The organism is Bradyrhizobium sp. 142 (assembly GCF_023074015.1).
Taxonomy (GTDB): domain Bacteria; phylum Pseudomonadota; class Alphaproteobacteria; order Rhizobiales; family Xanthobacteraceae; genus Bradyrhizobium.
In genome coordinates, this window is sequence record NZ_JADPKQ010000011.1 from 34,535 (window position 1) to 60,575 (window position 26,041).

The following is a 26,041-nucleotide window of genomic DNA, read 5'->3' on the forward strand; positions in this document are numbered from 1 at the left end:
CATTGCGCTATTAGTCGAGCCTAGTCAGAAGCTTAACGCGCGTGCGAACGAATGGCACGCCAGTTGCTAACTGGATGCAGCAACAACGAGTGAGGGCTGAGGGCACGCCGACGCCGATGGCGAGCGATGGCCTCCTTCCCGAAACCCGTGTGCCCACGTTTCTGAGAGAGAAACAGCCTCGCGCGTTCGGCGCGAAAAATTGGCAATCGGTTGATGGAGAGCAACATGTCTTCGCTGAGACAAATCGCGTTTTATGGCAAGGGTGGCATCGGTAAATCGACAACGTCGCAAAATACGCTGGCGGCTCTTGCCGAGCTGGGCCAAAGGATTCTCATCGTCGGCTGTGATCCCAAAGCGGACTCGACTCGCCTTATCCTGCACGCCAAAGCGCAGGATACCATTCTGAGTCTGGCGGCGAATGCCGGCAGCGTTGAGGACCTCGAAATCGAGGACGTCATCAAGCTCGGCTACAAGGACATTCGATGCGTCGAGTCCGGCGGTCCAGAGCCGGGGGTCGGGTGCGCCGGAAGAGGCGTGATCACTTCGATCAACTTTCTGGAGGAGAATGGCGCCTATGAGGACATCGACTACGTCTCTTACGACGTGCTCGGCGACGTCGTCTGCGGCGGCTTCGCGATGCCTATCCGCGAGAACAAGGCACAGGAAATCTACATCGTGATGTCCGGCGAGATGATGGCGATGTATGCCGCCAACAACATCTCCAAGGGTATTCTGAAGTATGCGAATTCCGGCGGCGTGCGCCTCGGCGGCCTGATCTGCAACGAGCGGCAGACCGACAAGGAGCTGGAGCTGGCAGATGCTCTTGCCAAGAAGCTCGGCAGCCGGCTGATCTACTTCGTGCCACGAGACAATGTCGTGCAGCACGCGGAACTGCGCCGCATGACTGTGCTGGAATACGCGCCAGAGTCCAAGCAGGCGGATCACTATCGCAATCTCGCGACCAAGATCCACAATAATGCGGGACAAGGCGCCATCCCGACGCCAATCAGCATGGACGAGCTCGAGGATATGCTCATGGAGCACGGCATCATCAAGCCTGTCGACGAGAGCCTGGTCGGCAAGACCGCCGCCGAGCTCGCCGCTGTTTCGGCATAGTTTATGTTGTCGGCCTTCTCGACCGGGGAAGGCCGACATCGTCCACTCAGAAGCTGGGGGACCTTCATGATTGGCACACAAAGCAAATTGGCCGATACGATGTCACCTCCTGTATCAGCAGCTCTCATCGCCGAGCAGCGCGATGCAAGTGAGCTCTACGGGCTTCTGACCGGGCGCCATCCAACAGAAGTTGACATCAGCGACGATGACGATTTCGATCGCCATGTGCTCGCTTGCGTTCTCGCCGCATCCGCTATGGATGGCGGCCAACTTCCCGAACGGGCTGGCTTGACCAACCAGGAGCTCGATGCGCTCTTGGTGCAATACTTCCCATCCACCCCGGTCAGGAGTTGTACCTGGCGCGAACAGTCCGCGTTATCGGCTCCTGACGAGACGATTATGGTGCGCGACCTCCTGCTGGCGCAACGTTCCACGCATGGCGAGGTCGGCGGCTGGCTCGCGACGATGATCGCGCGGCGCGCCATGGAGCCTAATCACCTGTGGGAAGATCTCGGTCTGCGGGAGCGGGACGAATTATCCCGCCTCCTGATGCGCCATTTCGGGCCGCTGGCGGCTCGCAACACCAAGAACATGCGCTGGAAGCGCTTCTTCTATCGCACGCTATGCGAAGATGACGGTCTGGTGATGTGTACCACGCCGGTCTGCGCGGAATGCAATGATTTTGATCTTTGCTTCGGCGAGGAGAGCGGGGAGAGCCGGATGGCCGGACGCCGGCGGGATAATCTGCGTCGTCTCGATGACTCCGTCCAAGCCATCCCAAGTTCGCAAGACTGAGCCTCATAATGGATGCCCCCTCCTCGGCGCGAGTCCCGGTGTATCGGACGAGCTTTCGGCCAGCTGTCACATGACGAGACTGAGGGTTTGAAAAGATACCGGGGTAAACAACTTCGCACAGGCGGCCTAAGCAGGACGCGGCGGCGCCTGATGATCGCGGCTTGATAACTGGCGGAGGCGACCGTCACATTTACCACCGAGATGTTCTATGTTGACGCGCGATCGACGCCAACATCCGCCTCTCGATCGCCGCCCCGCTGAACTTGTTTACGAACGCCGACTTGTGGTTGGACCGAACCCGATGGCTCAAAAATCTTCTTCGATAAGCGCCGGAATGCACGCGCATAATACGCTGGCGGCGATCAAGGCCGGTGCGACGCACGCCTCTGTGACGGTCATTGGACTGGGCGAGCGAGCCGGCAATGCGCCGCTGGAGGAAGTTGCCGTCGCACTTAGGCAGCTCTACGGCCGTGATACCGGCGTGCTGCTATCCGAACTGGAAAAACTCGCGGCCGCCGCTACAGCCGCAGCGTGCCGCACCATTCCGCTTAACAAGGTGATTGTCGGCGAGCATGTCTTTACCCATGAATCCGGCATCCACGTCGATGGCCTCTTAAAAGACCGGCCCGCCTACCAAGCGCTGGACCCGGGGTTGCTCGGCCGCTCCCACCGCATTGTAATCGGCAAGCACTCAGGCCTTGGCGCTATCACTTCGCTCTTGTCCGAGTTGCAGCTTTCGGTCACCGCCGAGCAAACCGAAACCATTCTCGCGCGCGTCAGCAAGCATTGCCCATCGAGCACAAAGGCCCGGTTTCCCAGGAAACGGTGGTGGCGATCTGGCGCGACATTCACGAGAGATCGCTCGTCAACCGAGGGCGATCGGGTGGTCAGCCATGCGCATCGCGCGATCAGGTTGGAACATTCGAGCCAGGACGGTTTCTCGGCGCGGATCTAATGGAGGTTGAGAATGACGACGGACGGGATCCTTTCGCAATTGAACAAGGCCTCGGCGGCAGAGGAGTTTTTTGCACTGCTCGGCGTCGAGTACGATGCGAAAATCATCGACGTGGCGCGGCTTCATATCCTGCGTCGCATGGGTCAATATCTCGCGGGCGAGGAGTTTACCGGTGCATCCGATCCTGACATCGCCTCGCGTTGCAAGGCCACGCTTGAACGGGCCTATGCCGACTTCGTCACGTCCTCCCCGATCGAACAGCGCGTGTTCAAGGTCCTGAAGGATGCGGCCGCACCACAACCGAACAAGCATCCAGCATTGGTGCAGCTCGGTTCTTTGGAGTGAATTGAGTTTATATCTCGTGCTCTGGAGCGTGAAGGTTCAGAGAACCTGCCAACCACCCAGGGCGTCGAATTCAAACGGAAGTTGCAGTTACGGCCTCGCGGATCCGCAGCTTGGACACTCGGCTCCTTAAGGGCCAATCACGGCTCAGCCCTGATATTTCCGTCGTTTCAAGCTGGTGCCCATGGTGCACCTATCGCCTGCAATGGTACGCCGGCAGCGGGGAGCGCATATTTGGCGAGGAAAGCGCAGCAAGATTCGGATGACTGTCTTCTGTCGCATTCCGGACATGGGTCCAGCACGGTTATCGAATGTTCCGATCCTCGTGAGAGGCTGCTAATCCGATTTCCTTCAGTAAGATTCTGTATTGGCGGTCAATTTTCATCGTCTGCGCAATTGGTACGACAATTGCTGACATATGCTCAGCTAGTCTGGAGAAGCGAATGCACATCTTGGTCCGCATCGAGTTTGTTTTTGACGCCGCGCAGTTTCGCGTGCGCTGCCTGTCGGCACCATGATGCGTCGCGACGCCAAAGCGATGGTTGCATATTCCGGCATGGCTGAGCTGAAAGCTGCGCTTGATCCGCGCCAAAGATTCGTCGACGAAATCACTCCCGTTGGCCGATCTATGGCCGAGGTTTCCCGGAGGGAGCCCTTGCTCTCCAGCGCCGGTCGCGCGGCGCCGTTGACGGGCGGCTTCACCGCCGGCCCTCGTGCCCTCGCCAAGAGTTGCGGGCGTGTCGCTGCAATCGGCAAGATTGCGAGGGCATTCAGAGTAATGGATCGCGTTTTCACCGGCAAGCTCGCGGCCGACAATGGCACCAGCCGAGCCTCTGGCAGGTCCTCGATCTGTTCCAACTCGGTTGCATCTCGAAGATGAGGGGGACCAATCGATCGGCTCGCGTGACCGCGCGGTTGCGTGCCTCACTAGTTCCATTGCCAAATGGTGCCCAGAATGCCGAACCCGGAAAGAACCCCAAGCGGCGTGCTTCCGGGCTCGTCGACAAAGGTCCAGCAATGGGTGTCTCGGCCCCGCGCTGCTGCCAGGCGGTGTTGAAAAAATGGCGGCGGGCACGCGGCCGAACTTTTAACTGAAGCAATCTTCACGCGCGAATTCAAAGCTGGAGGCGGAGCACGCTTCGCTGGCGAGCCGCTACTGAACACGGATGGGAGTACAGATGATGAGCACCGCACCCAAAAGCGCAGCTCCGGCCGCGGGTGGTGGTCGCGCGGCGACCAAGAGGGAGCTGCCCGAACGATTCAAGGCGTATAAGCACGTCTGGGTCTTCATCGAGCAGGAACGCGGGATAGTGCACCCCGTCTCCTGGGAGCTGATGGGTGCCGGCCGCCGGCTCGCCGACAAGCTCAACGTTGACCTCGCCGCGGTTGTCATCGGCCCGGTCGGGGAGACAACGCAGCAGGCGGTCGCCGAATCCTTCTGCTACGGCGCCGACCTCGCCTATATCGTCGCGGATGATCTCTTGGCCGATTATCGCAATGAAGCCTACACCAAGGCCCTGTCAGAGCTGGTCAATACGTACAAGCCGGAAATCCTACTCCTAGGGGCAACTACACTGGGCCGCGATCTCGCCGGCTCAGTGGCCACCACACTGCTCACCGGCCTAACTGCTGACTGCACCGAGCTCGATGTCGATGCCGACGGCTCGCTTGCAGCGACCCGGCCGACGTTTGGCGGCTCACTATTGTGCACGATCTACACACTGAACTATCGTCCACAGATGGCAACCGTCCGTCCGCGCGTGATGCCGATGCCCGAGCGCGTGACCGGCGCCGTCTGGCGCGTCATCTCGCATCCGCTCGGGCTTGTAGAAGAAGATATCGTCACAAAAGTGCTCTCGTTCCTGCCGGACCGCGATTCTACAAAGTCCAACCTTGCCTATGCCGACGTGGTCGTCGCCGGAGGGCTCGGTCTGGGATCGCCTGAGAACTTCCAACTGGTACAGCAGCTCGCGGACGTGCTTGGCGCCGAATATGGCTGCTCGCGGCCGCTGGTCCAGAAGGGCTGGGTCACCTCGGACCGACAAATCGGCCAGACCGGGAAAACCATTCGGCCAAAGCTCTATATCGCGGCCGGTATTTCCGGCGCGATCCAGCATCGCGTTGGCGTGGAGGGGGGCGACCTCATCGTTGCCATCAACACCGACAAGAACGCTCCGATCTTCGATTTCGCCCATATCGGCATCGTCACCGACGCCATTCGACTGTTGCCCGCATTGACCTCTGCATTCCGCGCGCAGCTGTCGCCGCACTCGCACGACCGCATCGCTGGCTAGGGGAGCTTTGTTATGATCGAGGAAAGATTCGACGCGATCGTCGTCGGTGCTGGCATGGGCGGGAATGCGGCAGCGCTTACCATGGCCGAGCGGGGCCTAAAAGTGCTGCAGCTGGAGCGCGGCGAGTATTCGGGGTCGAAGAACGTGCAAGGCGCCATCCTCTATGCCGATATGCTGGAGAAGCTGATCCCGAATTTCCGAGAAGATGCACCGCTTGAGCGGCATCTCGTCGAGCAACGCTTCTGGATCGTGGACGATCGTTCGCACACGGGGATTCACTATCGCTCCGATGATTTCAACGAGGAGAAGCCGAACCGCTACACCATCATCCGCGCCCAGTTCGATAAATGGTTCTCGCAGAAGGTCCGCGAGGCCGGCGCCACGGTGCTGTGCGAGACCACGGTGACCGAGCTCCTCCAGGATTCCCATGGGAGGGTCGTCGGGGTGCGCACAGACCGAGATGGGGGTGAAATCCATGCAGATGTCGTCGTGCTGGCCGAGGGGGTGAACGGAGTGCTCGGGACGGGTGCAGGCTTAAGAGGGCGGCCGAAACCGGACAAGGTCGCACTCGCGGTCAAGGAGATGCATTTCCTGTCGCGCGAGACAATCGATGCTCGCTTCAATCTCAAAGGCGACGAGGGGCTCGTCATCGAAGCCGCCGGAACCATCTCCCGCGGCATGACCGGTATGGGCTTCATCTATTCCAACAAGGAATGCATCTCGCTCGGTATCGGCTGTCTTGTTGCCGACTTCCAGCGTACCGGCGAGACGCCTTACGGCCTGCTCGAGGGCTTCAAGCGTCACCCGTCCGTCGCGCCGTTGATCGAGGGTTCGGAAGTAAAGGAATATTCCGCGCATTTGATCCCCGAAGGTGGATACAAGGCGATCCCGCAGCTTTGTGGTGAGGGCTGGGTCGTTGTCGGAGACGCCGCCCAGCTCAACAACGCCATCCATCGCGAGGGTTCCAATCTGGCGATGACGTCGGGCCGTATCGCCGCGGAAGCGATCTGCCTTATCAAATCGCGAAATGATCCGATGACGGCCAAAAATCTTTCGCTTTACAACAAACTGCTGAATGATTCCTTCGTGATTAAGGACCTGAAGAAGTACAAGGATATGCCGGCACTGATGCATACCCACTCGCAGAACTTCTTTCTCACGTATCCGCAGCTCTTCTCCAAGGCGATGCAGGATTACGTGCGCGTCGACGGCACACCAAAGCTCGAGAAAGAGAAGCTGATGCTGAGCTCGTTCATCAAGGCGCGGTCGTGGACTGGACTGTTCAGCGATGCCCTGCGCATTGCCCGGGCCTGGCGGTGATCACAAACCAAAGACAACGACGAACGACGGAGCCAGAAACAATGCCGAGCGAGCCATCCCGACGTGTCGAGGACAAACTATTCTACAATCGTTATCTCGTTGATTCCGGCCGCGCCCATATCAAGGTGCGGCCGCACAGCACACCATCTTCGCGGCTCTTATCGTTGCTGAAGGCATGCCCTGCACGGTGCTACGAGCTCAGCGATAAAGGTCATGTTGACGTGACGGTCGACGGGTGTATGGAGTGCGGCACCTGCCGGGTGATCTGCGAAGAAAGTGGTGATATCGAGTGGAGCTACCCACGCGGCGGCTACGGTGTGCTATTCAAATTTGGTTAAAGGCTCGCGCTAGGGGCTGATTGGCAGGCTGCGGCGTTCTCGCGATACAACGAGATCACGCGCGAAATTGAGATTTCACCTGACTCAATCGCGGTCCAAATCTTTCCATCTACCGGGCGGGCCCTTGCTAGCTCCCGCTATTATATGCCCGGAGATAGCCAAAGCGAGCGGATCCGAAACAGGGTGAAATGCATTGGCGAGATTAGGTCGTCCATCTCGGATCTGTCGACCGATCCTGGTTCTCTTCCCCAATATCTGGCCCGTTTCGTCCTTCTTGGAACGTTCGCGACGATCCGCCTGCCGCCACTGCCTCGCGACGCTGCCTATCACCAACGAACGGAACGCTGGAAGCAGGACTTCGCTTCGCGATAGCTGCCGACCCGACAACGCGCCATCGAGCGTCTTGTAGCTTAGACAAGCACGAGCGGGTCACGACGCTTTGTGACTCCATCGTGCGACCGCCGCGTTCGTCAGGCGAGCTGCGCGCATTCAGCACACAATTTTTCACTTTCATTCGCCTGTATCGCCGGGATATATGGTCGGCCGGAGAGCATGACGATGGTTCGGCTAGAAAAGAGCAGGGCAGCTGCTAACGCGCGGCGAGCAGAGGCACGCCGTGAGAGTTCGGTCGGCGATATCCAGGCCCGCATAGCCGAACTGAGAAGCTTGCCGCGCGAGAAGCTCGCGGATGCGGTGTTCATGCTCTCGATGAGTGCAAGACGGCAGGGCGAGTTGATACGACAGGCGATCGAGAAGCGCGCCGAGGTCGACTTGGACTGTGATCCGCCGCCGAATGCTGATTTGGCGACCTATCTCGCGAATGATGTGGTCTCCACCTTACGCCACCACGTTGCTGACCTTCCGACCTTGCTGGACCTGTTGGTTGAGCGAGCGCCTGACGTCTGCTTCACCGTCGATAGAGAAGAGGCCGTTTCGCTGCTCGCCGCAATCATTCGCGAACAGCGGCTCGAAGGAGTCCTTGAAGGCCTCAGGCTCGCCGGGCTCCTGAACGAACCAGCGAAGGATCGCCATGCCGGGATCGGTTCGGAAGCGGATTTGAGAGGAGCTGCCGAGGGCTCGTGAGCGTCCAGGGCGGTTTGAGAGACAGTCCTGCAGATGGAATGTCCCAGCGAATGGAGACGTCAGAAAATCTCGTCGCCTGCTTGCGAGGGTCAAAACCGCTTCGAAATTCGCGGCATAGTTCCCTTTGTCATCCGTTTAGCCTTTACCGCTGACGCGGAGCCGCTATGCACGACCGGTCGCAGTCCCGGCCGCGTCAAGCTCGGCGACCTTCGCGTTAGCGAGGACGAGATCCGCAGTTCTGAGCTTTCATTTTCAGTTGCAGCGCGCGTTTGCGCGCTGGCGAATCATGGAACCGTTCGCTAACAGCCAAGCAAGGGAAATCACGGCAGGACACGTCGACCGAGCCGCGGCGACGCGCCAAAGCGGCGAAAGGCGGTCGGTCAACTCAGTGAGGCGCCCTGGTGAAACAGACCGTCCTTGTTTCGGTAGTCGCTGGCTGCGCCCTGGCGGACGGCGGCCCCGCGACCAAGTCGAGAATAGCAGACAAGTTGAGTGGCGGTCCGCTGCAGATTGGGCAAAAGGGCCTTCTTGGGTGGCGCTGGATCGTCGACATGAACGCTCCGCCGCACGTCTGCCATACACCCGCTATCCTTGCTCGATCCCGGGGGGAAGTGCGCCGAACTCGCCTCGGCTATTCGCTGTGTTCGCGAGCCGCACCAGGAATTCACCGAACCTCGTGTCCACGAGCACGGCGAAGACATAGCCGAAATCCGCAGCGAAGTGCGGCCGAATGGCACGTCCCACATCAATGCCGGCCAGCTCGGTCAGTAGGCCGGCTCAAACCCACGAAGGCGCCTCACCCGCTGCGGCCAGCCGCACTTCAGTGAGCTGCTGTAATAATCTGAAAGCATCCGATCGCAACTTCCATCACGATCAGCACGACTATAACCCACTCAAGACGCAGCGAGCGCCGTGTGTCGATGATGTCCGTCAGTGCGTTAGCCGTTCCGGAGATGACCGACAGCTTGCGCTCAAGCATCTCAAGACGCTCCTTCAGTTCGTATTCGTCTTTGAGACGCGAATAGAGCCGCTCGAGTTCCGGCTTCTCCCAGAGTGCGTCGGGCTTTTCGGCAATGGCGACGCGGCCCGCGACGTGCTGCTGGACCAGGAGCGCATTGCCGATCAATTGGAGAATGCCCTTGCGGCGCCGCGGCGTCCGGCCGCGCTCGGCTAGTTCGCGTGCAAAGGGTTCAATCACGTCGAACACCGCGGCGACACGGCGCTCATCTCGCTCCAGCGCCGCGCTCTTGGCTAGCGTATCCGCGATCAGCAGCAGCCGATCGTCGCTGAACGTTCTGAGACAAATCCGCCCGCCCGGCAGGATGACCTCGGCGCTCTGGTCGTTGCAGAGCTGCGCCTGCGCGCTCTCCTCCTCATAGGAGCTGAGTTCACCGATGACCCGCGATATCAGGGTTTCGATCAGAGCGGTTTCTTCCGAGGGCGACAACCCGATGAGCACTATAACGCCGTAGCGGAAGATCACGACGAGGCCCCCATGAATGCGGAAAGCGACCGGCGTCGAGGACACCAGCGTTCCGATTTCGAGAGCCGACGGGTTGATACGATCGCCCAGCATGACTGCGCGAATGCGCAGCATCGAGGCGGGCGGCGTCTGTCCGGAGACGGCAGACTTACCGGGCATAAGTTGATCCATGTTCATTTTAGCATTCGGTGTGGCGCCACTGCGACGCGATAGCGTTCCCCCGGGAGCGTCAAACACGTCCAGAATTTCATGGCAGACGGTGCAGCGGAATTTGCCGGGCGCGTCGCGAAGAGATCATGCTGCGATCCGGCAAATGCCGGCTCCACAGTTTGGATGGGTCGTCGCCATTTCCATGTTCGTGCATGCTTGGCCGCAAGGTCAATCGAACGACCCAGCAAGCTCTCGGAGGAATTCGACGACCCCGGCCGCCAAACATTTGGCTGCGCAGTAGGCGCCGTCCTCGAACGAGGTCGAGCAAGATTGATGCCGAACCGGTGTCTTCGCGCCAGCGGCCTCGGGATTTCCGCTTCAATGGGCGAGCGAAAATGATTGTTTGAAACGGCACAGACCAAACACTGGCCGCGATGTGTGTTCAATTTCCTCCAGAGCATGTCGGCTACAGAACACGGCGTATCTTGCGCCCGCGGAACTTTTCAAAGCGCCCTCAGAGCCTTAATCGCGGCAGCGGCGCTGGCATAGCTGTTGCTATGAAATGTCGCAAAGCCCGAGCGAAGGCTGAGTGCACACCCGGTCCGATCTGGCGAAAACTGGACGTTACCAGCGGACCGAGGGTGGGGAAGGTGAAGTGCCGTTTCCAACCGTCTGCCACACGACCGTCCCGGAAGATTCTTGAGCCAAGGCCCCGAGTACAACGGCAGAAAGGACTTGAGACCGTGCATATCGAATCGGGAATAGTAACAGGCGCCAGGCTCGTGTTGAGCTACGCGACAGGCATTGCGACGGGCTGCGTCGTCGCCAAGTTTGTGGTAGAGACCATACGCGAGCGGGGCGCTCTGTCATTTGCTATGCAAGCCATCGCCGCGACGGGCCTTGTGTTCACGTTATTCGAAATCCTGCCGCACTTTACGGTTGGGGTCTCTGAAGTGCACTTCGTCCTGGGCTCGACGCTGTTCCTGTTGTTCGGCGCGGCGCCGGCTGCCTCTGGTCTTACGCTCGGCCTCTTGCTGCAAGGCGTCCTCTTTGTTCCGACCGACCTGCCGCAATATGGTATGAATGTCACGAAGCTTCTAGTGCCGCTGTTTGCGATCCAGGCGCTCGCCAAACGGCTCATTCCATCCAAGGTCGCCTACCGCGATCTGCAGTACGGTAAGGCGCTTGCGCTCTCGACTGCGTATCAATCTGGTATCGTTGTCTGGGTCGCGTTTTGGGTGCTCTATGGCGCGGGCTTCGGCGCCGCGCACCTCGGTAACGTCGCATCGTTCGCGGTTTCCTATGCAGTTGTGGCCTTCGAGCCGGTGGCTGATCTGGCCGTGCTGGCGCTCGCGAAACAAGTTGGGCGGCGTGAGTGCGAGGGGATCTGTCGCCCACCGCTCCTAGAAGGCATGCTGCTGTTGACAGCAACGGTGACCGTCATGTCGCCCGTTTTGCTCAAGCGATGCGTACGCTTTCCCCGGTAGCGGCGGGCTGCAGCGATCCCGGGCGACGCGCGCTCGCCTCCGTGGCAGCAAGGGGCCGAGCTTATGCTCATTCCACACAAGGCGACCAGGAAATCATATCTCGCCGACTTGCGGCCGGCCCCCGGCCCGGTCGCTAGTGAGCGGACGCGCACTACCGAGTTCGACCTGCTGGTGCATGATGCGGCCGAGGCGAACTGCCGCCACGACGTGGAGGAATGGCGGGATGCGGTCGGCGCAGCAGCCTGGTCGCAGAGCATCGGGGACGAGGTTGGACACGAGGGGCGTCTTGCGCTGCTGATACACGGGGAGTCATCCGTCGAACGAGCTTACCCATGCAAGATTAGCACCCTCCTAAGCACAGCCGCGATGGAGCGCCGTTCAGTGGTTTCCCATGCTCTGCTGCACTCGGCCGGAATGTTCGCAGTTCGACAAAGAAGATCGCCATGTATGGATTGATCGTGATGTTGACCATGCTCGCACTGTGCAGCATCGTGTTTGCCGGCGAATTGACGGGGCCGGCAAAGGTCATCAGCACCGACACCCTTGAAATTCACGGGACACGCGTTCGGCTCTGGGGCATCGACGCGCCGGACAAGACTCAAATGTGCCGAGATATCAACGTCAATCCATATCGATGTGGCCTCAGGGCCGCGAGCGATCTTGAAAGCTTCATTGCAGAGCGCGAAGTCAGTTGTCTGTCAGTCCTGGAGGATGAGTGTGGACGGACGATGGCGACCTGTTCAGCTGATGGCATCGATCTCGGAGAATGGTTGGTGCGTAATGGTCTCGTGCTCGATTGGGCGCAATACTCCAGGGGACGATACCAAGCTGCGCAACGCGCGGCCGATCGTGCCGGGCTGGGCTTGTGGGCGGGCAGCTTTGCCGTACCTTGGCTATATCGAGCGTGCATTCGGTTAGGTGGTCGACCAGCCAGTTGTTCTGACGACGCGAATGCACATCCTTGACTCGTATTCCCCACACCAGAATATATATATATTACAGTCGGTTCCGCACAAGGTGACAGTCACGAGCGAGCTGGCGTCGACCGGAGTGAGCAAGCTTCCCACTGCCGCCCAACCATGCTCAAAGGAGTAAGATGGTCTCAACCTCTCGTAAGCGCGAAAGTCGCAAGACCAGAAAATCGCGTGCTCCGCAGGAACGCCATCGTTCTCGGCGTAATTCTTGCGCGGTCATGCCAAGCCGGCGCCTTTTGAGTTCGCGAGAGAGCCGCATTTACCTCAGAAGAATGGCGGGTTCTCCGGAGCCTAAACAAGACAAACGCGTGGCACGGAAAAAACAATCAGATTCCGCCGGGTACAGGTTGAGCGGAAGAAAGAAGGCCAGTGGCGTTCAAGGCACCACTGGGCAAGGTAGGCAACACGAATGTGGCTTGGGATGCAGCCTGCCTCTACTCCATTCGACTCGAGTTTTCAGGTTTTGACATACCCAGGGCTCGCAGCTTGATTCCCAGAGGTCGCCAGATGCTGTCCCACCAAAACTCATACACTCGCACTCAAATCTGATGGACCAAGCCGGTGTGAGCGCTTGCTCAACGCCGGCTCCGCGGGACCCATCGAAACAACGGTAATCGAATTGCGCCCTTTGCCGCGGGAACGCCGCATAGGTCCCTTCCCGGACTTCGCTGCTGTTGGCGATATCGGCCGCGATTGCCTTTTCAAGCCACGGCTGCTCCGATATACGCCAGAATTTGGCCGGGCGAGTAAGAAGCTGAACACCACACGTGCGGTTTCGGTGACAAAGACGTGTGGACCTGCCTTGCAGGCGCCGATCACAACAATGCCACAGAAGACAATGCAGCTGTTCGTTCGGTTGGAAACAGCATGGCTCGCTGACGACTGGCTGGAGATCCGCTGAATGAGCAACACCGCATGCGACGAGCGCAACTGCTGCGGCAGCCCGAACAAGAACGTCAGATCGCATATCACCTCCCGAACACGAAGTGCGCGCCTTCCAGAACGAAGCGTGAGCCACTGAACTCGCAGCGTCGCTCCCATGCCCTCGTGGTGTGCAGACGCTGTGCCGACGGGCACGATGCAAGCTCCCGGCGTTTTTCGATCGCGATGTCGTCTACGCGACAATAGCGGTCATTGTTCAAACAAGCCGCGGGTCTGAGGTCGAACACGAATCGAATGCCGCGCGTCGGCACCGCCAGTTCGATGATGATTAGGTGATCGAGCTTCTTTGCAGCCACACAATGAAGTCGCACCGGCAATTCGAGGCGCGGAGCTGAGCTCAGTCAGAGATCGCAAGCTCACCTGACTGCGATCTAACAATTGAACTGGTCGGCAGTCCCTGATGGTGCCGACGCGGGATAGTCGGAAGCAGTTCGGAACAAACGAACACGATCTGCCGATCTGCATCTTCTCCCCTGCTGCTCCGGAGGTCAGGCATCGTATAACTCCGGCAAGCGACCTTTCTTGACCGTCGCCCGGAGGTCAGCCAGCATAGCTGGGTTTCATTGCCGTTCTATTCGCACGGCGATCTCGGCAGCGAATTGTTCGCGCCGTTCTGGGTGGTGAATTGCGCCAGACGTGATGCCGGTGGGACCCTGATGGGCGGCTGGCGTATCGTCCGCACTAGGGCTTTCGCGTCACGACCAGGTCGCGGCCAGATGGTCTCGGCCCAGAGGCCTTGCATCAGCATGTTGTTCTTGGCGACTTTCCTCGCCATTGTCGGCGCGCCGCGCCCCTCGGCGGTGCGCTGGAACGTGGCCAGCTCGATCGTCTATGCCTGGAGAATCACGTGCCGGCCTCGGCGATCGTTGCGGCGCTGACCTGGTGGGGTCAATGCTTTCGATGTTTTCGTCAGGACACGAGCTTCAGCCCGACAATGCCGGCGACGATCAGTCCGATGCTGGCAAGGCGAAACGCGGCGGCCGGTTCTCCGAACAGGATGATCCCGAGCGCTGCGGTGCCGACCGCACCGATGCCGGTCCAGACCGCATAAGCAGTTCCAATGGGCAGCGTCTTTAGAGCAAGGCCGAGCAGGATCACGCTGCCGGCCATGGCCGCGAGCGTGAGCACGGACGGAACGGGCTTGGTAAAGCCCTCGGTGTATTTGAGGCCGATTGCCCAGGCGACCTCCAGCAGGCCGGCGACCAACAAAATGCTCCAAGCCATGGCGGCCCTCCGTTCATGGCAGGGTCGTCCCCGCGGCTGATGGGTGATGAGCTGGAAGGCCATCCTTGCCAGGGCTCGTGATTCGCTTCGAGCAGGGGTCAACTTCTCTCAAAGATCAGCATTCCGACGTTATTGGTTCGGCGAATTCACACGATCGACAAAGCAGAAATCCGTCCGTTCCGTTCATGCGATCGGCAATCTTGCAAAAAGCTGCCCCTTCGAAGAGATCCTTGTACCTGTCGCGGAGGAGGTTGCCCAACACGTGTCGTCGCTCAAAATCCATGCAGCAGAAAGTGACGTCGCCGTTTGGGAGAAGAACATTACGATATTGCCGTTCGTCAGGACATGTCAGTGCTCCAACGATTGGCTGCCGCGCTCCAACCATCTTCTCGCCGTTGCCAGCCCTGCTGCGCGGCGGACGCGAGCGAACCAGCGCTTCGTCAGGAATTATGCCGACAAGTTCGGGATGCACCTCGCCCATGACTATGAAGAGCAACGATGAAATGTCGGCATCGACAAGTTGGCGCATCAAATCGACATAGTTGCGCCTGACGAGACCACTATCCATGTGCGTGCCGTCATCAAAAACATGCACCAGGAAAACGCGGAACTGCAGCGCACGCAAGCGTCTTAGATCCCGCCCGTTCATCCCTACCAGGGTTGTGAAAATTCGGATTCCATGGCCACACGCATAGGCATGCTCAACCATTTCGGTGCAAGCCGGATTGAGCCAAGGCTCCGAATACCCGGAAAAGCTGATGTCGACAGCTGCTGGTACGCGCGCCAGACATCGCTTGAAATCTTGGAGAGAAAGATGCTTCACGTCGGATATCGCTCTTTGCCGTTCGGCAAACTTGTTCTGCGGGCAATAGGAACATCCGACGACACAGCCCGTTGTCGTAGTTATCTCCAAGACCCTGCCGCCACTGATTGCGGAGCGCAGCTCCTGTAGAGTCATCGATTCTATATTGTCCACTTCCGCGCTCCGCGTTTGGAACAAAGAGACCTTGAGGGGACCGTCGATTTGCATCTCATGCCGGTTCGCTCATGCATCATTCTCGATTCGTCGTCCATCAGCGCGACACGGCACGGTCGCAAGCGCGGTCGCGACAGATGAAGAAAGCGCCACGGCTCTCTCTCCTTAGCGCCCCAGTCCAGCAGGATTGGACGGCTGTCGAATGCACATGCGTCGATGGGGTTGGTCTAACGTCTCGCTTATTCCAACAAGCATCAGTCATGCCATTGGCGGTACTGTCCATAACTCGACACGTCCGCGATAAATGTCGTCCCAAATGCCGCAACCGAAGCGCAACTCTACGCGATCGATAGCGTACAATATGACGCTACGTACGATTCAAGCTCTCTCGAGAACGAGTTGAATGGCAGCTTTCTTATGAAATGTGACGGTGTAGCCGCCGCCCCGAGCGCCACGTCATCATGATCAACGTGGCCCGCATCGACCCGCGAAGTTCCGATTGCGAGTGCCATTGGCCCCGTCGAGAATGCAAAGTCTGAGCTGAAGAAGCGGTTTCCCATGCTGCGAGTCAGAATCTATGACGCGCAAACCAAGACTCGAGAGGACGTCGCGTGAGGCTGGGCGATCGATCGCAGCGACGCCACGTGCTGACTTCTTGCTGATAAATGGCCCTGAGATCTATATCAAGGCCAGCACGGCAAACCAGGCCGGTGGCGGCATCGGTACAAAGTTGCCCACCAGAAAGCACCACAACGGATTGGGCCTATCTGCCGATGAGGTGCCGATACGGCCGGGAAGTCCTCTCTTCAGCAAGCTAACACAGATTGTGAGCTCCGCATGTCGCGAGCCACCCGTCGAGTTTTGCGATCGAGAGTTTTCACGAGCCGGGAACCACTCATCCATTCATCATCGACGCCTGCCTGGTATGTGTTTGGCCTCAGGCCGCGGTAATATCATGATCGCGATGACAATCTCGTCATCGAGCCTGACCACAGGCTATTCACAAATTCCAGGAAAAGCAGAGTCCCTCGGGCTTCTCTTTCCAGCCTGTTGCGCGGCGCATCTTCACGGCATTGTCCAGCAATAGCGGCCCAGAGCCTAAATCGCATGGGAGGAGGGGCTTTCTATAGCAATGGTGCTCGGATGATCCACTAGACAACACGCTATCGCCACGACGTCGATCACTGTGGCGGCGCTTTTTTGGCTTGCGCTGTTGGGTATAGGGTTCTCATTCCTGGTGGAGCGAGTAGGACTCGAATCTGCAACCGGACCGTTATGAGCCGCGGGCTAACGATCGGCTTCGTTGATTCTGCTGTCCTTTTGTTTAAATCCGATCGCGCTCGTTGCGCTTCGGTTGGGTCGTTTCTGGTGCGAAACTGGTTCAGTAACGCCTGCTCGTGCAGGCGAGCCGGGATTGACATCCGCAGGGCTCTATCGCCGAACTCTCTTCACCTTGATCATCAAGCGGATCGACTTGGCCCTCTCAAGGCTGAACCTAGGGAGCGCCATTCACCCTCAACAATAACATCGCAAAATCAAGCAGTTAACTATCACGCTTGACATTTTTGACGCCTTAACCGCATGTAAACGTAGATACATCGCGTAGATACATCGGGCGCGGGAATGACGGATTACCTGATCAAGCGCAACGGTTATTGGCAGTATCATCGCCGCGTTCCGAAAGGCTCCGCAGGTCTCGGTGGCAAGAGCAAGTTCGTGGTCATCAGCACCAAGATCGCGGTTGCCGACGATCGCACCGGCGCGAAGGCCGCTAGGGTGGCTGCCCGGCTCAACGAGCAACAGGAAGCACACTGGCGCAGCCTCGCATCCGGCACGCCCAGCAAGCAGCGGTGGAAGGATGCGGTGACCATCGCCCGGTCGCACGGGCTGGACTATCTCACGCCAGACGAAGCAGCGCGGCGCGATATCGGCGAACTGCTCACCCGGATAGAGACCCTGAAGGCAGGCGAGCGCAGAGCGGACGTCGCTATTGTGGACGCCGTGCTCGGCGGGGTCGAGAAGCCGCGGGTGATGCTCTCCGACCTGTTTACCGAATACGAGAAAACGCAGCAAACGCCGCTCTCGAAAATGTCGCCAAATCAAAAGCGCAAATGGACTGGCGCGAAGAAGAGAGCGGTCGAAATCCTGATCGAACAGCGCGGCGACAAAGCGCTGCAGGATATTACGCGCGCCGACGCCGTTGCCTATGCCGACTTCTGGGAGGCCCGCACCATCGCAGAGGGCATCAGCGCTAGCAGCGCCAACAAAAACATTAGCCACATCGGCGGAATGATCCGCGCCGTCGACAAGCGCCTCACGCTTGGGCTGGACCATGTATTCAGCGGCACGCGCCTTGAGGGCGGCAGGGATGGCAATCGCTCGCCGTTCACGGTCGAGCACATCTGCAACGTGATCCTGGCTCCAGGCGCGCTTGACGGGCTCAACGTCGAAGCGAAGGACGTGGTTTATATCGTGATGGAAACCGGCTGCCGGCCGAGCGAGATCGTGAACCTCAGTAACAGCCGGATCAAGCTGGGCGCAGAGATCCCGTATATCCGCGTCGAAGCCGAGGGCAGGTTGTTAAAGACCGAGCACAGCGAACGCGACATTCCTCTCGTCGGAATGGCGCTGGAGGCGATGAAGCGCCACCCGGCAGGCTTCCCGCGCTACTTCGACAAGGGCGACAACCTCAGCGCCACGCTCATGAAGCATTTTAAAAAGGGTAATCTGTTGCCCAAGGTGAGCGAGGATACGCCGCTGAAGAAGAGACCTAAGTACGGCGTTTATTCGTTTCGGCACAGCCTGAAGGATCGCCTGAAAGCCGTGGAGTGCCCAGAGGAGTTAACCGACGAGCTAATTGGCCACGCCACCGGCAAGCCGAAGTATGGCGACGGCTACGGGTTGAAGCTCAAGGCGAAATACCTCCAGTCGATCGCTCTGACTCCAGCCTAAGTCGCCAGCGAAGTTCCCGAGCGCGGCCCCAAACTGAATTTAGGAACCGGCGCTGCCGGAGCGGCATATTAGGAATCGAGAATTCGAACCCCACGGTTAGGACCCGAGGTCGCATCATGCAGCAGCGCCGCCGTTTCAGACAGACCGAACCCCTTGAAGTTCGCCTAGCCAAAGAAGCGAAGCGCCTCCGCGAGGAAGCCCAAGCGCTCCCGCCAAGTCTCGAACGTGATCTCGTTCTGAGAAAAGCCAGACAGGCCGAAACCGGCTCGCATATGAGCGAATGGCTGACCTCGCCGGGATTGCGGCGGCCGGATTGATATGGCTGAGTCCTTCGGAAAATCTTTTACCGTCGTTGAAGTGACGGTCGACGATGCACAAACGCAAGTTTGGATTGCGGTAGCAAAGCCAAGTCAGGCGCCGACATTGGTCCTCGCCGCTGTCCCGGAAGGTTCGACTGCGGAAGTGTTGGATGTCCCGCTGACGCCCAGGCAGCAGCGTTTGTTTGAGGAGCTTAATCTTGAGCCCGGGGACGTCTGTAGGGTGGACAGAACCTAAGTAGACTTACGCCGTTCGCTTTCAGCCCTGTTCGCTGCCTTTAAGCCGGTCTTCCATGTAAGCGGCGATGTCGCCGATCTCGGCCTGCAACGCGACTTCCGAAATGCCCTGCCCCTTTCGCAGCCTCGACAAGACGCCGCGTGAGTTCCGCCACATCCCGCGACGCGCCGGCAGTCCGATACTGCTCGACAGCGTGGATGCTGTTCTCGGTCCAGAAGTCGATAAACTCGCGAGCCTTGCTCACCGTATTCTCCAAGGCGGCCTCAGGGCTCAGCGTTAACGCCCGTGGGTGACCGGAGCAAGGCCGAGACGGCGCATAGCACGATTGGGAAACGCCCGCCGAAGGAAAAAGCCCGCTCCAGCTTGCGCTAGAGCGGGCCTCAGCGGCGCAGTGAAACTTGGGGGCAACATCACGCCGCCGATGGCTTTTTACCCCAAAACCCCAGCACCGACCACCACCCGATTCCCCGTCCTCGACACCGGGCGCTTCTTCCTCACCGGTCCAACGCCGTCCTCCAGGTCGACGGCGCCAAGGTAGTTGGCCGTCCAAGCCGGCGCGGTCTGGTCGGTGGTGGAGGTCCACCCCAACGACGGCTCGTTATCCTCATGCGGTTCGGTGCCATCGTGCTCGTCTTCCATGTCCTGGCCAGCGTCGGCGTTCATGTGCAGAGCAACGCCATCCTGAGGCTGATCCTCTGGCCGATTTACCGTGGGATGAGTTTCTTGGAATTCATGCGTTCGGGCAGATTGGAGGTTGGTGACTGATCTCCACGACAGGACCATCGAATTTCTAGGTGGCCCTGGGCCAAATCCCTGACAGCCTGCGCGAGGCAGCAAGGGCGGAAGACCGTTCGCAAAAAGGCGCGACTTCCGGTATGGGTCACTAGCCGACATCCCGGTGCCGCGGCTGACAGATAGCTCGCGTTCGCCGTTTATGCCCGCTACTTGGCGCAGCTGACCGACGACGGGCGGAAGTCCTCTGCGATCCAGAGGCGTGTCGCCGTGATCCGGAGCGCACGCGATATACGGGCGTCCAAGCGGCCTGCGTATCGGTGCCGCATAAGTCATGTTGTCGCGCGGTTAAAACCCGCGCGTCGATGGGTAGCATTGTGTTTTTGGTCGCAAAGGCACGTCCTTCAGAGAGTGGATTTTATCGATCGCGGGTGGGCTCTCGACAGAGGCCGGCGCATGCTTGAGCTTTGGAACAAATGGTACGAGACCTTGGCCACGGTCGAGGCGCTCGCCACTGTCGTCGTTATTGCCGTGGTGGCTGCTGGCGTTATTTCGCTAGTGGAAGGTCGGCGTCCGACAAAACATTGATCGAGGGAGGCGTCGGCAAACCGGCCATCCAGACCAGAAGTGGTCCGGTCAATTAGCGGCGCCGACTCGGTTAGGACGCCCCTCTGCAGGAGGACAAAATGATTGCTCCTCATGCAAGCTGGACAAACAGGAATGGTCCCTGGCGGGATTCATTCAGCATGCTCGCGCTATTGAGCATGCTGATCGCGGCTCCGGCATTTTTGATGATCCGCTTGCTGGAGCCCGAACTCGTCCTGCCTGCGCTCAGCATTCTGCTTTTCTCGGACGCAATGATCGCCGCGCTTTTAGCCCGAGCAGATTCGGAAAATGTAACGCTAGAAAATGTGACGCTATGGGATATTGCCGGTGCATTCACCATGATGGGGTGCGCCGCGGCGATTTTCAGCGAACCGGATCAAGTGGCGCTTTTTTTCGAGCCGCTGACCCGTGATTGAATTTCTTATCACAGATGTCCTGAACGTGCTTTCGCAGGTCGTTCTGATCGACCTCGTGCTCGCTGGCGATAACGCCATCGTCATCGGTCTTGCCGCCGCGGGACTTCCTCAGGCGCAACGAGCCAAGGCGATTTTGATCGGCATCGTCGTCGCGACGATGCTGCGCATGCTGTTCGCCGGGTTAGCCACGCAAATCCTCCAGATCGTCGGCCTCTTGCTCGCTGGCGGAATCCTGTTGTTGTGGGTATGTTGGAAGATGTGGCGAGAGTTGCGCGTCTCCTCCACGGGGCCCGCAGGTGCGAAGGAGGCTGGAGCAAGCGCAGGAAGCAAGCCCCGCAAAACACTCGTCCAAGCGAGTTGGCAGATTATCGTGGCCGACGTGTCCATGTCGCTCGATAATGTCCTGGCCGTCGCAGGGGCGGCACGCGAGCATCCAGTGGTCATGATTTTCGGGTTGGGGCTTTCCATTGCGATGATGGGCGTGGCCGCTTCTCTTATTGCGCGCCTTCTGCAAAATCATCGATGGATTGCTTACGTCGGCCTGGCCGTCATTCTCTACGTTGCAGTCGAGATGATCTTTCGCGGAACATTGGATATCATGAAGGTAGCGTCGATATGACATGACATACCGCTGCTTGGTGGCCTGCGTCTGTTCCGGCGCCCTCATAGGAAGCACTTCCGCTTTGGGGCCAATAACGGAAGTAGGGGTCAGCCCGACTGGGAGACGGCGCTCGGCTAGGTTGAAGGAAAGCGCGCAAGAGCTCCGAACCAGTTGAAACGAAGCGAGGCATTTCTGTGCGGTGATCTAGCGTACGAATCGTTTCTAAAATACTGATGGGCCCAGGCCGGGTTCCAAGCTGTAAACAGACTGTCAGGAGTGGTAGGATAAAGGTCGGTCGCCCCGTGAGCCACCATTGCCCGTATGGGGGAGCCAACGATGCCTCCTCTTGATACTGCGGTGATCGTTCTCGCCGGCGTCGCTCTTCTTGCAGCCTTCGTAAATGGCGCCCTGGGCTACGGATTTTCCTCGCTCACCGTGCCGGTGGCTCTCGTTTTCTTTGCAAATCGCATCCTGAATCCCGCTGTCGTCCTGGTCGAGGTGGTCACCAACTTCTACGTTCTGTTCATCAATCTGAACGGCGTTGCCGCTGTATGGAAAAGGGTGTTTCCAATCGTCACCGGGCTCCTGCCCGGCATCGGAATCGGAGCGTGGCTTCTCACCACGGTTGAGCCAGGCTGGATCAAATTGGGGACCTACACACTTATTCTGCCCCTCATCCTGGTCCAAGCCGCCGGGTGGCGAAGGCCAATTCGCTCGACCTGGCTGGTCGGTCTTCCCTTTGGAGCCACGCTCGGCATCCTGTATTCGGTCACCACCATCTCGGGGCCGCCGTTGGCGATCCTGTTCAACAACCAAGGTCTGATCAAAACCGAGTTTCGCGCCGGTCTCGCATTGGTTCGCGTGGCCGAATCGAGTGTGACGGCCATCGTCTATTACCAGCTTGGTCTGTTTACAGCTGAAAGCGCGAACATCTTATGGGTGTTTGTTCCCTGCGTTGCGGTTGGGGTACCGGTCGGCGCCTATGTCATTCGCCATCTGGATGCCGAGACGTTTCGTCGGATAAGCATGAGCTTTGATGCGTGGGTCGTGGGTTTCGGCTTCTCCCGGGTATTGATCGAGCTGAATTTGATGGAAAGCCCCTGGGCCTATGTCGTCTTGGTCCTCACATTTTTGATCGACGCCTATTTGTTGTACATCTTTTTCACACGGAGAGCGGCCTCAAGGCGATCCGAAAGAACTTTGCTTATGCCCAGCGCTCTGAGCGGGCCTGATAATCGCATCGCTTCGGATATGACCGAACCTCCCTACGACCCGCTTGCTCGGCTTAACACCGATCTCGGTTACGTTGTGGCGATCCTCGCTATTGCCATGCTGATCTTCGCTGTTTTGCCTCCAATTCTCTCGCCTTAGAGCGCGGCACAGTTAGCAACTGTGGTCGCCCTTGCGGCCGCACGGGTTACAGGCAGCGGGCACACGCCTTTCTCGGCCTGCGGTTGGATCAGCAAAGCTCAGGTGGCACCCGCACCCACCCGACTGTCGGGAAGAGTCTTTTGGGAGAATGGGATGGTCCGGCCGTGCTCCAGCCCTGTCAGCGAGCCAAACTGGCAAAGGGGGCACCGAAGACAAAGGAGCACGTCATGTCCCAGAACCTCGACAGCAAAGTCGCCGTGATCGGCATCGATATCGGCAAGAATTCGTTCCACATCGTTGGCCAAGATCGGCGTGGAGCCCTGGTGCTGCGCCAAAAGTGGTCGCGTGGCCAAGTGGAAGCGCGGCTTGCCAACCTGCCGCCGTGCCTGATCGGCTTGGAGGCCTGCACCGGGGCGCATCATCTCAGCCGCAAACTTCAGGCGCTCGGCCACGACGCCCGGCTGATGCCGGCGAAATACGTGCGGCCGTATTCCAAAGGTGAAAAGAACGACTATCGCGATGCCGAAGCGATTGCCGAGGCGGTGCAACGCCCGACCATGAAGTTCGTCGCGACCAAGACGGCGGACCAGCTTGATCTCCAGGCCCTGCATCGGGTGCGCGAGCGATTGGTCAGTCAGCGTACCGGCATTATCAACCAGTCCGCGCCTTCCTTTTGGAGCGCGACATCGCGGTGCGGCAAGGATTGCATTTACTGCGGGCCGAGTTGCCAGGCATATTGGGGACGCGCACCGACGTCCTCTCGCCGCGCATGTTGCGCGTCATTGAAGACCTAGCCGGAGACTGGCGCCGGCTGGATGAGCGCATCGAAGGTCTCTCCGGCGAGATCGATGCGCCAGCCCATCATGACAAAGGTTGCGAGCGACTGATGACGGTGCCCGGCGTCGGCCCGATCATCTCGAGCGCGATCGTGGCTGCGATCGGCACCGGCGATGCGTTTTCGAAGGGCCGCGACTTCGGGGCTTGGCTCGGACTGGTGCCCAAACAGATGTCGACCGGCGATCGCACGATCCTCGGCAGCATATCGAGGCGCGGCAATCGCTATCTGCGCAAGCTGTTTGTTCAGGCCGCCTGGGTCGTATTGGTCAAGCTCGGGCCAGAGCAGTGGGAACGCTATGGCCTCAAATCCTGGATCGAGGCCGCCAAGAAGCGCCTACACCACAATGTGCTGGCGATCGCGCTCGCCAACAAGCTCGCCCGCATCGCCTGGGCGGTCCTCCACAAGGGCCGCGCCTTCGAGTACGTCAAGACCAATGCAACAGCGTCCCGATCTGCTTGATCCTCGCGCCGTGCTGGGCCGTCAAGGCATGGCCTGGAAACACTGGCGCAAGCCGCAACGTCATCGCGACGGCCAGCCTCGACCGCCTCTTGCGCGCGGCGCGCCTTCGCACCCGCGGGTCGGGGCGAAGGAACGGCCGCCAGGCACGAACAAAGGAACAGCATGAAGCAAGGAGATTATCGATGACCTAGCTTCGCGGGAGTTACCCGCCGAGGGTCTGCGAGAGGATGAGACGACGATGGAGTGATCGGCCTTCCCGGCGCGTGCGAACACTGGTGACCCAACTAGCCCGTTCGAGGCTTATCCGAGAATCAGGTCGCATGCGCGCTGATATCCATGATGGCCCGGAGCAGACGCTCCAATCAGAGGCCGGATACAGTAATGCAAGACCGCATCAACCAGGTCGACGAAACCTCTTGCAACGCACGGCCGGACCATACAGATGGGTCAAAATGCGAAGAACTCAACCTGAGCAAATCTAGTCCGCATGCCTCACTGAGCGGACCTCAATGAGGTGCGCCACCACTTCGCTGATGGGCCAGAGCACTAAATCGCTGCGCGATAGCCCGCTGAAGCGGGGGGCTTAGCCGAGGGTGCGGTAACCTATGAGAGATCATCGGTAGCCGGCCGGTCGGCCTGTCTTGAAGATCGAGGGTGTCGTCAACCTCATCCAAGACAGGAGTTGCCCATGAGTACGGTTACGGTCAGCCCGTTGCGCCAGCGCATGATCGAGGACATGAATGCACGCAAGCTCTGCGCGGGGACGCAGAGGGGTCATATTCACAGCTGCAAGCGGTTTGCTAGGTTTCTCAAGCAGTCCCCGGACACGGCCACGGCGGAGGATATCCGCCGGTTTCAACTGCATCTTTCCGAGACGGGCGCGAGCATCTGCAATCGCAACCGCATCATGACCGGGTTGCGGTTCTTGTTTCGCGTGACGTTGCGGCGACTGGATCTTGCGGCCGAGATTTATCACCTCCGTGAGCCGCAGAAGATTCCGCTGGTGATGAGCCAGGACGAGACCCGGCGCCTGCTCGCGGTCGCGAGTAGCCTCAAGGTGCGCGTGCTGCTCAGTCTCGGCTATGGCTGCGGCCTGCGCGCCGGCGAGGTGGTCAGGCTGAAGGTCAAGCACATCGATAGCGCGCAGAAGATCATTCGGGTCGAGCAGTCCAAGAGCCGCAAGGACCGCAATGCCATGCTGTCGCCCGACACGCTCGACCTGCTGCGCCAATGGTGGAAGACGCGCCCGCCGAGTTACGATTCCACAACGCCCGTGGCGGAACGCTGGCTGTTTCCCGGCCGCAAGCCCGGTAAGCCGGTGACAACCCGCCAACTCAACCGCCTGTTCCATGAGGCGGCCGATGCGGCCGGAATCCGCAAGGGCGTAACGCTCCATGCGCTTCGACACTCCTTTGCCACCCATCTCCTTGAACGTGGCACCGATATTCGCGTCATCCAGGCGCTGCTGGGGCACGACAAATTGGACACGACGGCGCGATACGCCCGCGTCGCCACCGGCATGATCGCTGGCATCAAGAGCCCGCTCGACCTGCTGTCGCAGCCTTGCAAGAAGCCCAAGAAGAACAGGAAAGACCAGCCGCCGACGTAGCGGCCAGCGGTCATGTCTCGCCCGGTGCTGGAGGTCGCGGATATCTTCCGCGACCACGGAGCGGCGTGGCGTCGTGCCAATGTCGATCACGTCAGCCTCGACCAGATGAAGGTGATGTCGGCCATCGAGCGCTGCCGCACGGCGGCGCTCGGCGGCCATGTGGCGCGCTGCGAAGATTGCCCGCACACGGTCATCGCTTACAACAGCTGTCTTATGGGCAAAGCCGGTAATGGGGAGCTGGCGGCAATTTGATCGCGCTCCTGCACCAATCACCGCCAACCCCGCTCTCCATTACGAGGTACGCCTGAGGAGTTCGATCAGCTGGTCGGTGGGCTGGAAGACGCCGCGCCGCAGGTGGGGCGGCACGATCGCCTCCATCGCATCGAGCTTCTCGGTCGGATCGCCGCGCGTGTAGACCTCGGT

Annotated in this window: 22 protein-coding genes and 4 pseudogenes; 21 read left to right on the plus strand and 5 right to left on the minus strand. The window is 59.5% G+C overall.

The window, feature by feature from the left end:
- Positions 1–225 precede the first annotated feature (225 nt).
- The 8 genes and pseudogenes from nifH (at position 226) to IVA82_RS01170 (ending at position 8,243) form a co-directional block, all read left to right on the plus strand.
- On the plus strand, positions 226–1,116 hold the full coding sequence (nifH, locus tag IVA82_RS01135; RefSeq protein ID WP_026233535.1) for a nitrogenase iron protein: 891 nt from the start codon (positions 226–228) through the stop codon (positions 1,114–1,116).
- Positions 1,117–1,215: 99 nt separating this feature from the next.
- Positions 1,216–1,911: a nitrogen fixation protein NifQ gene (locus tag IVA82_RS01140; protein WP_247388568.1), complete on the plus strand. Its 696-nt coding sequence runs from the start codon at positions 1,216–1,218 to the stop codon at positions 1,909–1,911.
- A gap of 346 nt (positions 1,912–2,257) precedes the next feature.
- Positions 2,258–2,760 (plus strand): annotated as a pseudogene (locus IVA82_RS01145) (homocitrate synthase); the annotation flags it as partial.
- Positions 2,761–2,878: 118 nt separating this feature from the next.
- Positions 2,879–3,211 (plus strand): nitrogenase stabilizing/protective protein NifW, encoded by a 333-nt coding sequence (gene nifW, locus IVA82_RS01150; RefSeq protein ID WP_247297554.1) that lies wholly within the window; start codon positions 2,879–2,881, stop codon positions 3,209–3,211.
- Between the two features lie 1,178 nt (positions 3,212–4,389).
- Positions 4,390–5,502, plus strand: a complete 1,113-nt coding sequence (locus IVA82_RS01155) for an electron transfer flavoprotein subunit alpha/FixB family protein (protein WP_247388546.1) — start codon at positions 4,390–4,392, stop codon at positions 5,500–5,502.
- A gap of 12 nt (positions 5,503–5,514) precedes the next feature.
- Positions 5,515–6,822, plus strand: coding sequence for an FAD-binding protein (locus IVA82_RS01160; RefSeq protein WP_247388545.1), 1,308 nt, complete (start codon positions 5,515–5,517; stop codon positions 6,820–6,822).
- 41 nt (positions 6,823–6,863) lie between these two features.
- On the plus strand, positions 6,864–7,160 hold the full coding sequence (locus tag IVA82_RS01165; RefSeq protein WP_247388544.1) for a ferredoxin family protein: 297 nt from the start codon (positions 6,864–6,866) through the stop codon (positions 7,158–7,160).
- A 666-nt stretch (positions 7,161–7,826) separates the two neighbouring features.
- Positions 7,827–8,243, plus strand: a complete 417-nt coding sequence (locus IVA82_RS01170) for a hypothetical protein (RefSeq protein ID WP_247388543.1) — start codon at positions 7,827–7,829, stop codon at positions 8,241–8,243.
- Positions 8,244–9,063: 820 nt separating this feature from the next.
- On the opposite strand, the gene IVA82_RS01175 is transcribed toward IVA82_RS01170, so the two are convergent.
- Positions 9,064–9,885, minus strand: coding sequence for an RMD1 family protein (locus tag IVA82_RS01175; RefSeq protein WP_247388542.1), 822 nt, complete (start codon positions 9,883–9,885; stop codon positions 9,064–9,066).
- Positions 9,886–10,619: 734 nt separating this feature from the next.
- Between IVA82_RS01175 and IVA82_RS01180 the strand changes: the two genes are divergently transcribed.
- From IVA82_RS01180 to IVA82_RS01190, 3 genes are all read left to right on the plus strand, one after another.
- A complete protein-coding gene (locus IVA82_RS01180; RefSeq protein WP_247388541.1) occupies positions 10,620–11,363 on the plus strand; it encodes an energy-coupling factor ABC transporter permease in 744 nt (247 codons plus the stop codon).
- 443 nt (positions 11,364–11,806) lie between these two features.
- Entirely contained in the window at positions 11,807–12,328 is a 522-nt protein-coding gene (locus IVA82_RS01185; protein WP_247388540.1) for a thermonuclease family protein, read from the plus strand.
- Positions 12,329–12,908: 580 nt separating this feature from the next.
- Positions 12,909–13,238: a hypothetical protein gene (locus IVA82_RS01190; protein WP_247324262.1), complete on the plus strand. Its 330-nt coding sequence runs from the start codon at positions 12,909–12,911 to the stop codon at positions 13,236–13,238.
- Between the two features lie 67 nt (positions 13,239–13,305).
- Here the strand turns inward: IVA82_RS01190 and IVA82_RS01195 are convergent, their stop codons facing one another.
- Positions 13,306–13,575, minus strand: coding sequence for a hypothetical protein (locus tag IVA82_RS01195; protein WP_247324265.1), 270 nt, complete (start codon positions 13,573–13,575; stop codon positions 13,306–13,308).
- 261 nt (positions 13,576–13,836) lie between these two features.
- Here IVA82_RS01195 and IVA82_RS01200 point away from each other — a divergent pair.
- Positions 13,837–14,165: pseudogene (locus tag IVA82_RS01200) on the plus strand (inorganic phosphate transporter); the annotation flags it as partial.
- 23 nt (positions 14,166–14,188) lie between these two features.
- Here IVA82_RS01200 and sugE read toward each other — a convergent pair.
- On the minus strand, positions 14,189–14,503 hold the full coding sequence (gene sugE, locus IVA82_RS01205; RefSeq protein ID WP_247279066.1) for a quaternary ammonium compound efflux SMR transporter SugE: 315 nt from the start codon (positions 14,501–14,503) through the stop codon (positions 14,189–14,191).
- 115 nt (positions 14,504–14,618) lie between these two features.
- Positions 14,619–15,479: an SPASM domain-containing protein gene (locus IVA82_RS01210; RefSeq protein ID WP_247388539.1), complete on the minus strand. Its 861-nt coding sequence runs from the start codon at positions 15,477–15,479 to the stop codon at positions 14,619–14,621.
- Between the two features lie 1,623 nt (positions 15,480–17,102).
- Here IVA82_RS01210 and IVA82_RS01215 point away from each other — a divergent pair.
- Complete coding sequence (locus tag IVA82_RS01215; protein ID WP_247388538.1) at positions 17,103–18,431, plus strand: hypothetical protein; 1,329 nt, start codon at positions 17,103–17,105, stop codon at positions 18,429–18,431.
- Between the two features lie 116 nt (positions 18,432–18,547).
- Complete coding sequence (locus IVA82_RS01220) at positions 18,548–18,748, plus strand: hypothetical protein (protein WP_247388537.1); 201 nt, start codon at positions 18,548–18,550, stop codon at positions 18,746–18,748.
- Positions 18,749–19,415: 667 nt separating this feature from the next.
- Here the strand turns inward: IVA82_RS01220 and IVA82_RS01225 are convergent.
- Positions 19,416–19,649 (minus strand): hypothetical protein, encoded by a 234-nt coding sequence (locus IVA82_RS01225; protein ID WP_247388536.1) that lies wholly within the window; start codon positions 19,647–19,649, stop codon positions 19,416–19,418.
- Positions 19,650–20,174: 525 nt separating this feature from the next.
- Here IVA82_RS01225 and IVA82_RS48445 point away from each other — a divergent pair.
- The 7 genes and pseudogenes from IVA82_RS48445 to IVA82_RS01255 all read left to right on the plus strand — a co-directional run.
- Positions 20,175–20,306 carry a hypothetical protein gene (locus tag IVA82_RS48445; RefSeq protein WP_256469598.1) on the plus strand — a complete coding sequence of 44 codons (132 nt, stop codon included), beginning with the start codon at positions 20,175–20,177 and terminating at the stop codon, positions 20,304–20,306.
- A 98-nt stretch (positions 20,307–20,404) separates the two neighbouring features.
- Positions 20,405–20,740 (plus strand): hypothetical protein, encoded by a 336-nt coding sequence (locus IVA82_RS01230; protein WP_247388535.1) that lies wholly within the window; start codon positions 20,405–20,407, stop codon positions 20,738–20,740.
- The gene (locus IVA82_RS01235; protein WP_247388534.1) at positions 20,733–21,359 is read left to right on the plus strand and encodes a TerC family protein; all 627 of its coding nucleotides are present in this window, start codon (positions 20,733–20,735) and stop codon (positions 21,357–21,359) included. Before IVA82_RS01230 ends, IVA82_RS01235 begins: the two co-directional genes overlap by 8 nt.
- 318 nt (positions 21,360–21,677) lie before the next feature.
- Complete coding sequence (locus tag IVA82_RS01240; RefSeq protein WP_247388533.1) at positions 21,678–22,712, plus strand: sulfite exporter TauE/SafE family protein; 1,035 nt, start codon at positions 21,678–21,680, stop codon at positions 22,710–22,712.
- 227 nt (positions 22,713–22,939) lie between these two features.
- Positions 22,940–24,009: pseudogene (locus IVA82_RS01245) on the plus strand (IS110 family transposase).
- A gap of 688 nt (positions 24,010–24,697) precedes the next feature.
- On the plus strand, positions 24,698–25,618 hold the full coding sequence (locus IVA82_RS01250) for a tyrosine-type recombinase/integrase (RefSeq protein ID WP_247388532.1): 921 nt from the start codon (positions 24,698–24,700) through the stop codon (positions 25,616–25,618).
- A gap of 12 nt (positions 25,619–25,630) precedes the next feature.
- Positions 25,631–25,828, plus strand: a pseudogene (locus IVA82_RS01255) (transposase zinc-binding domain-containing protein); the annotation flags it as partial.
- Between the last annotated feature and the right edge of the window lie 213 nt (positions 25,829–26,041).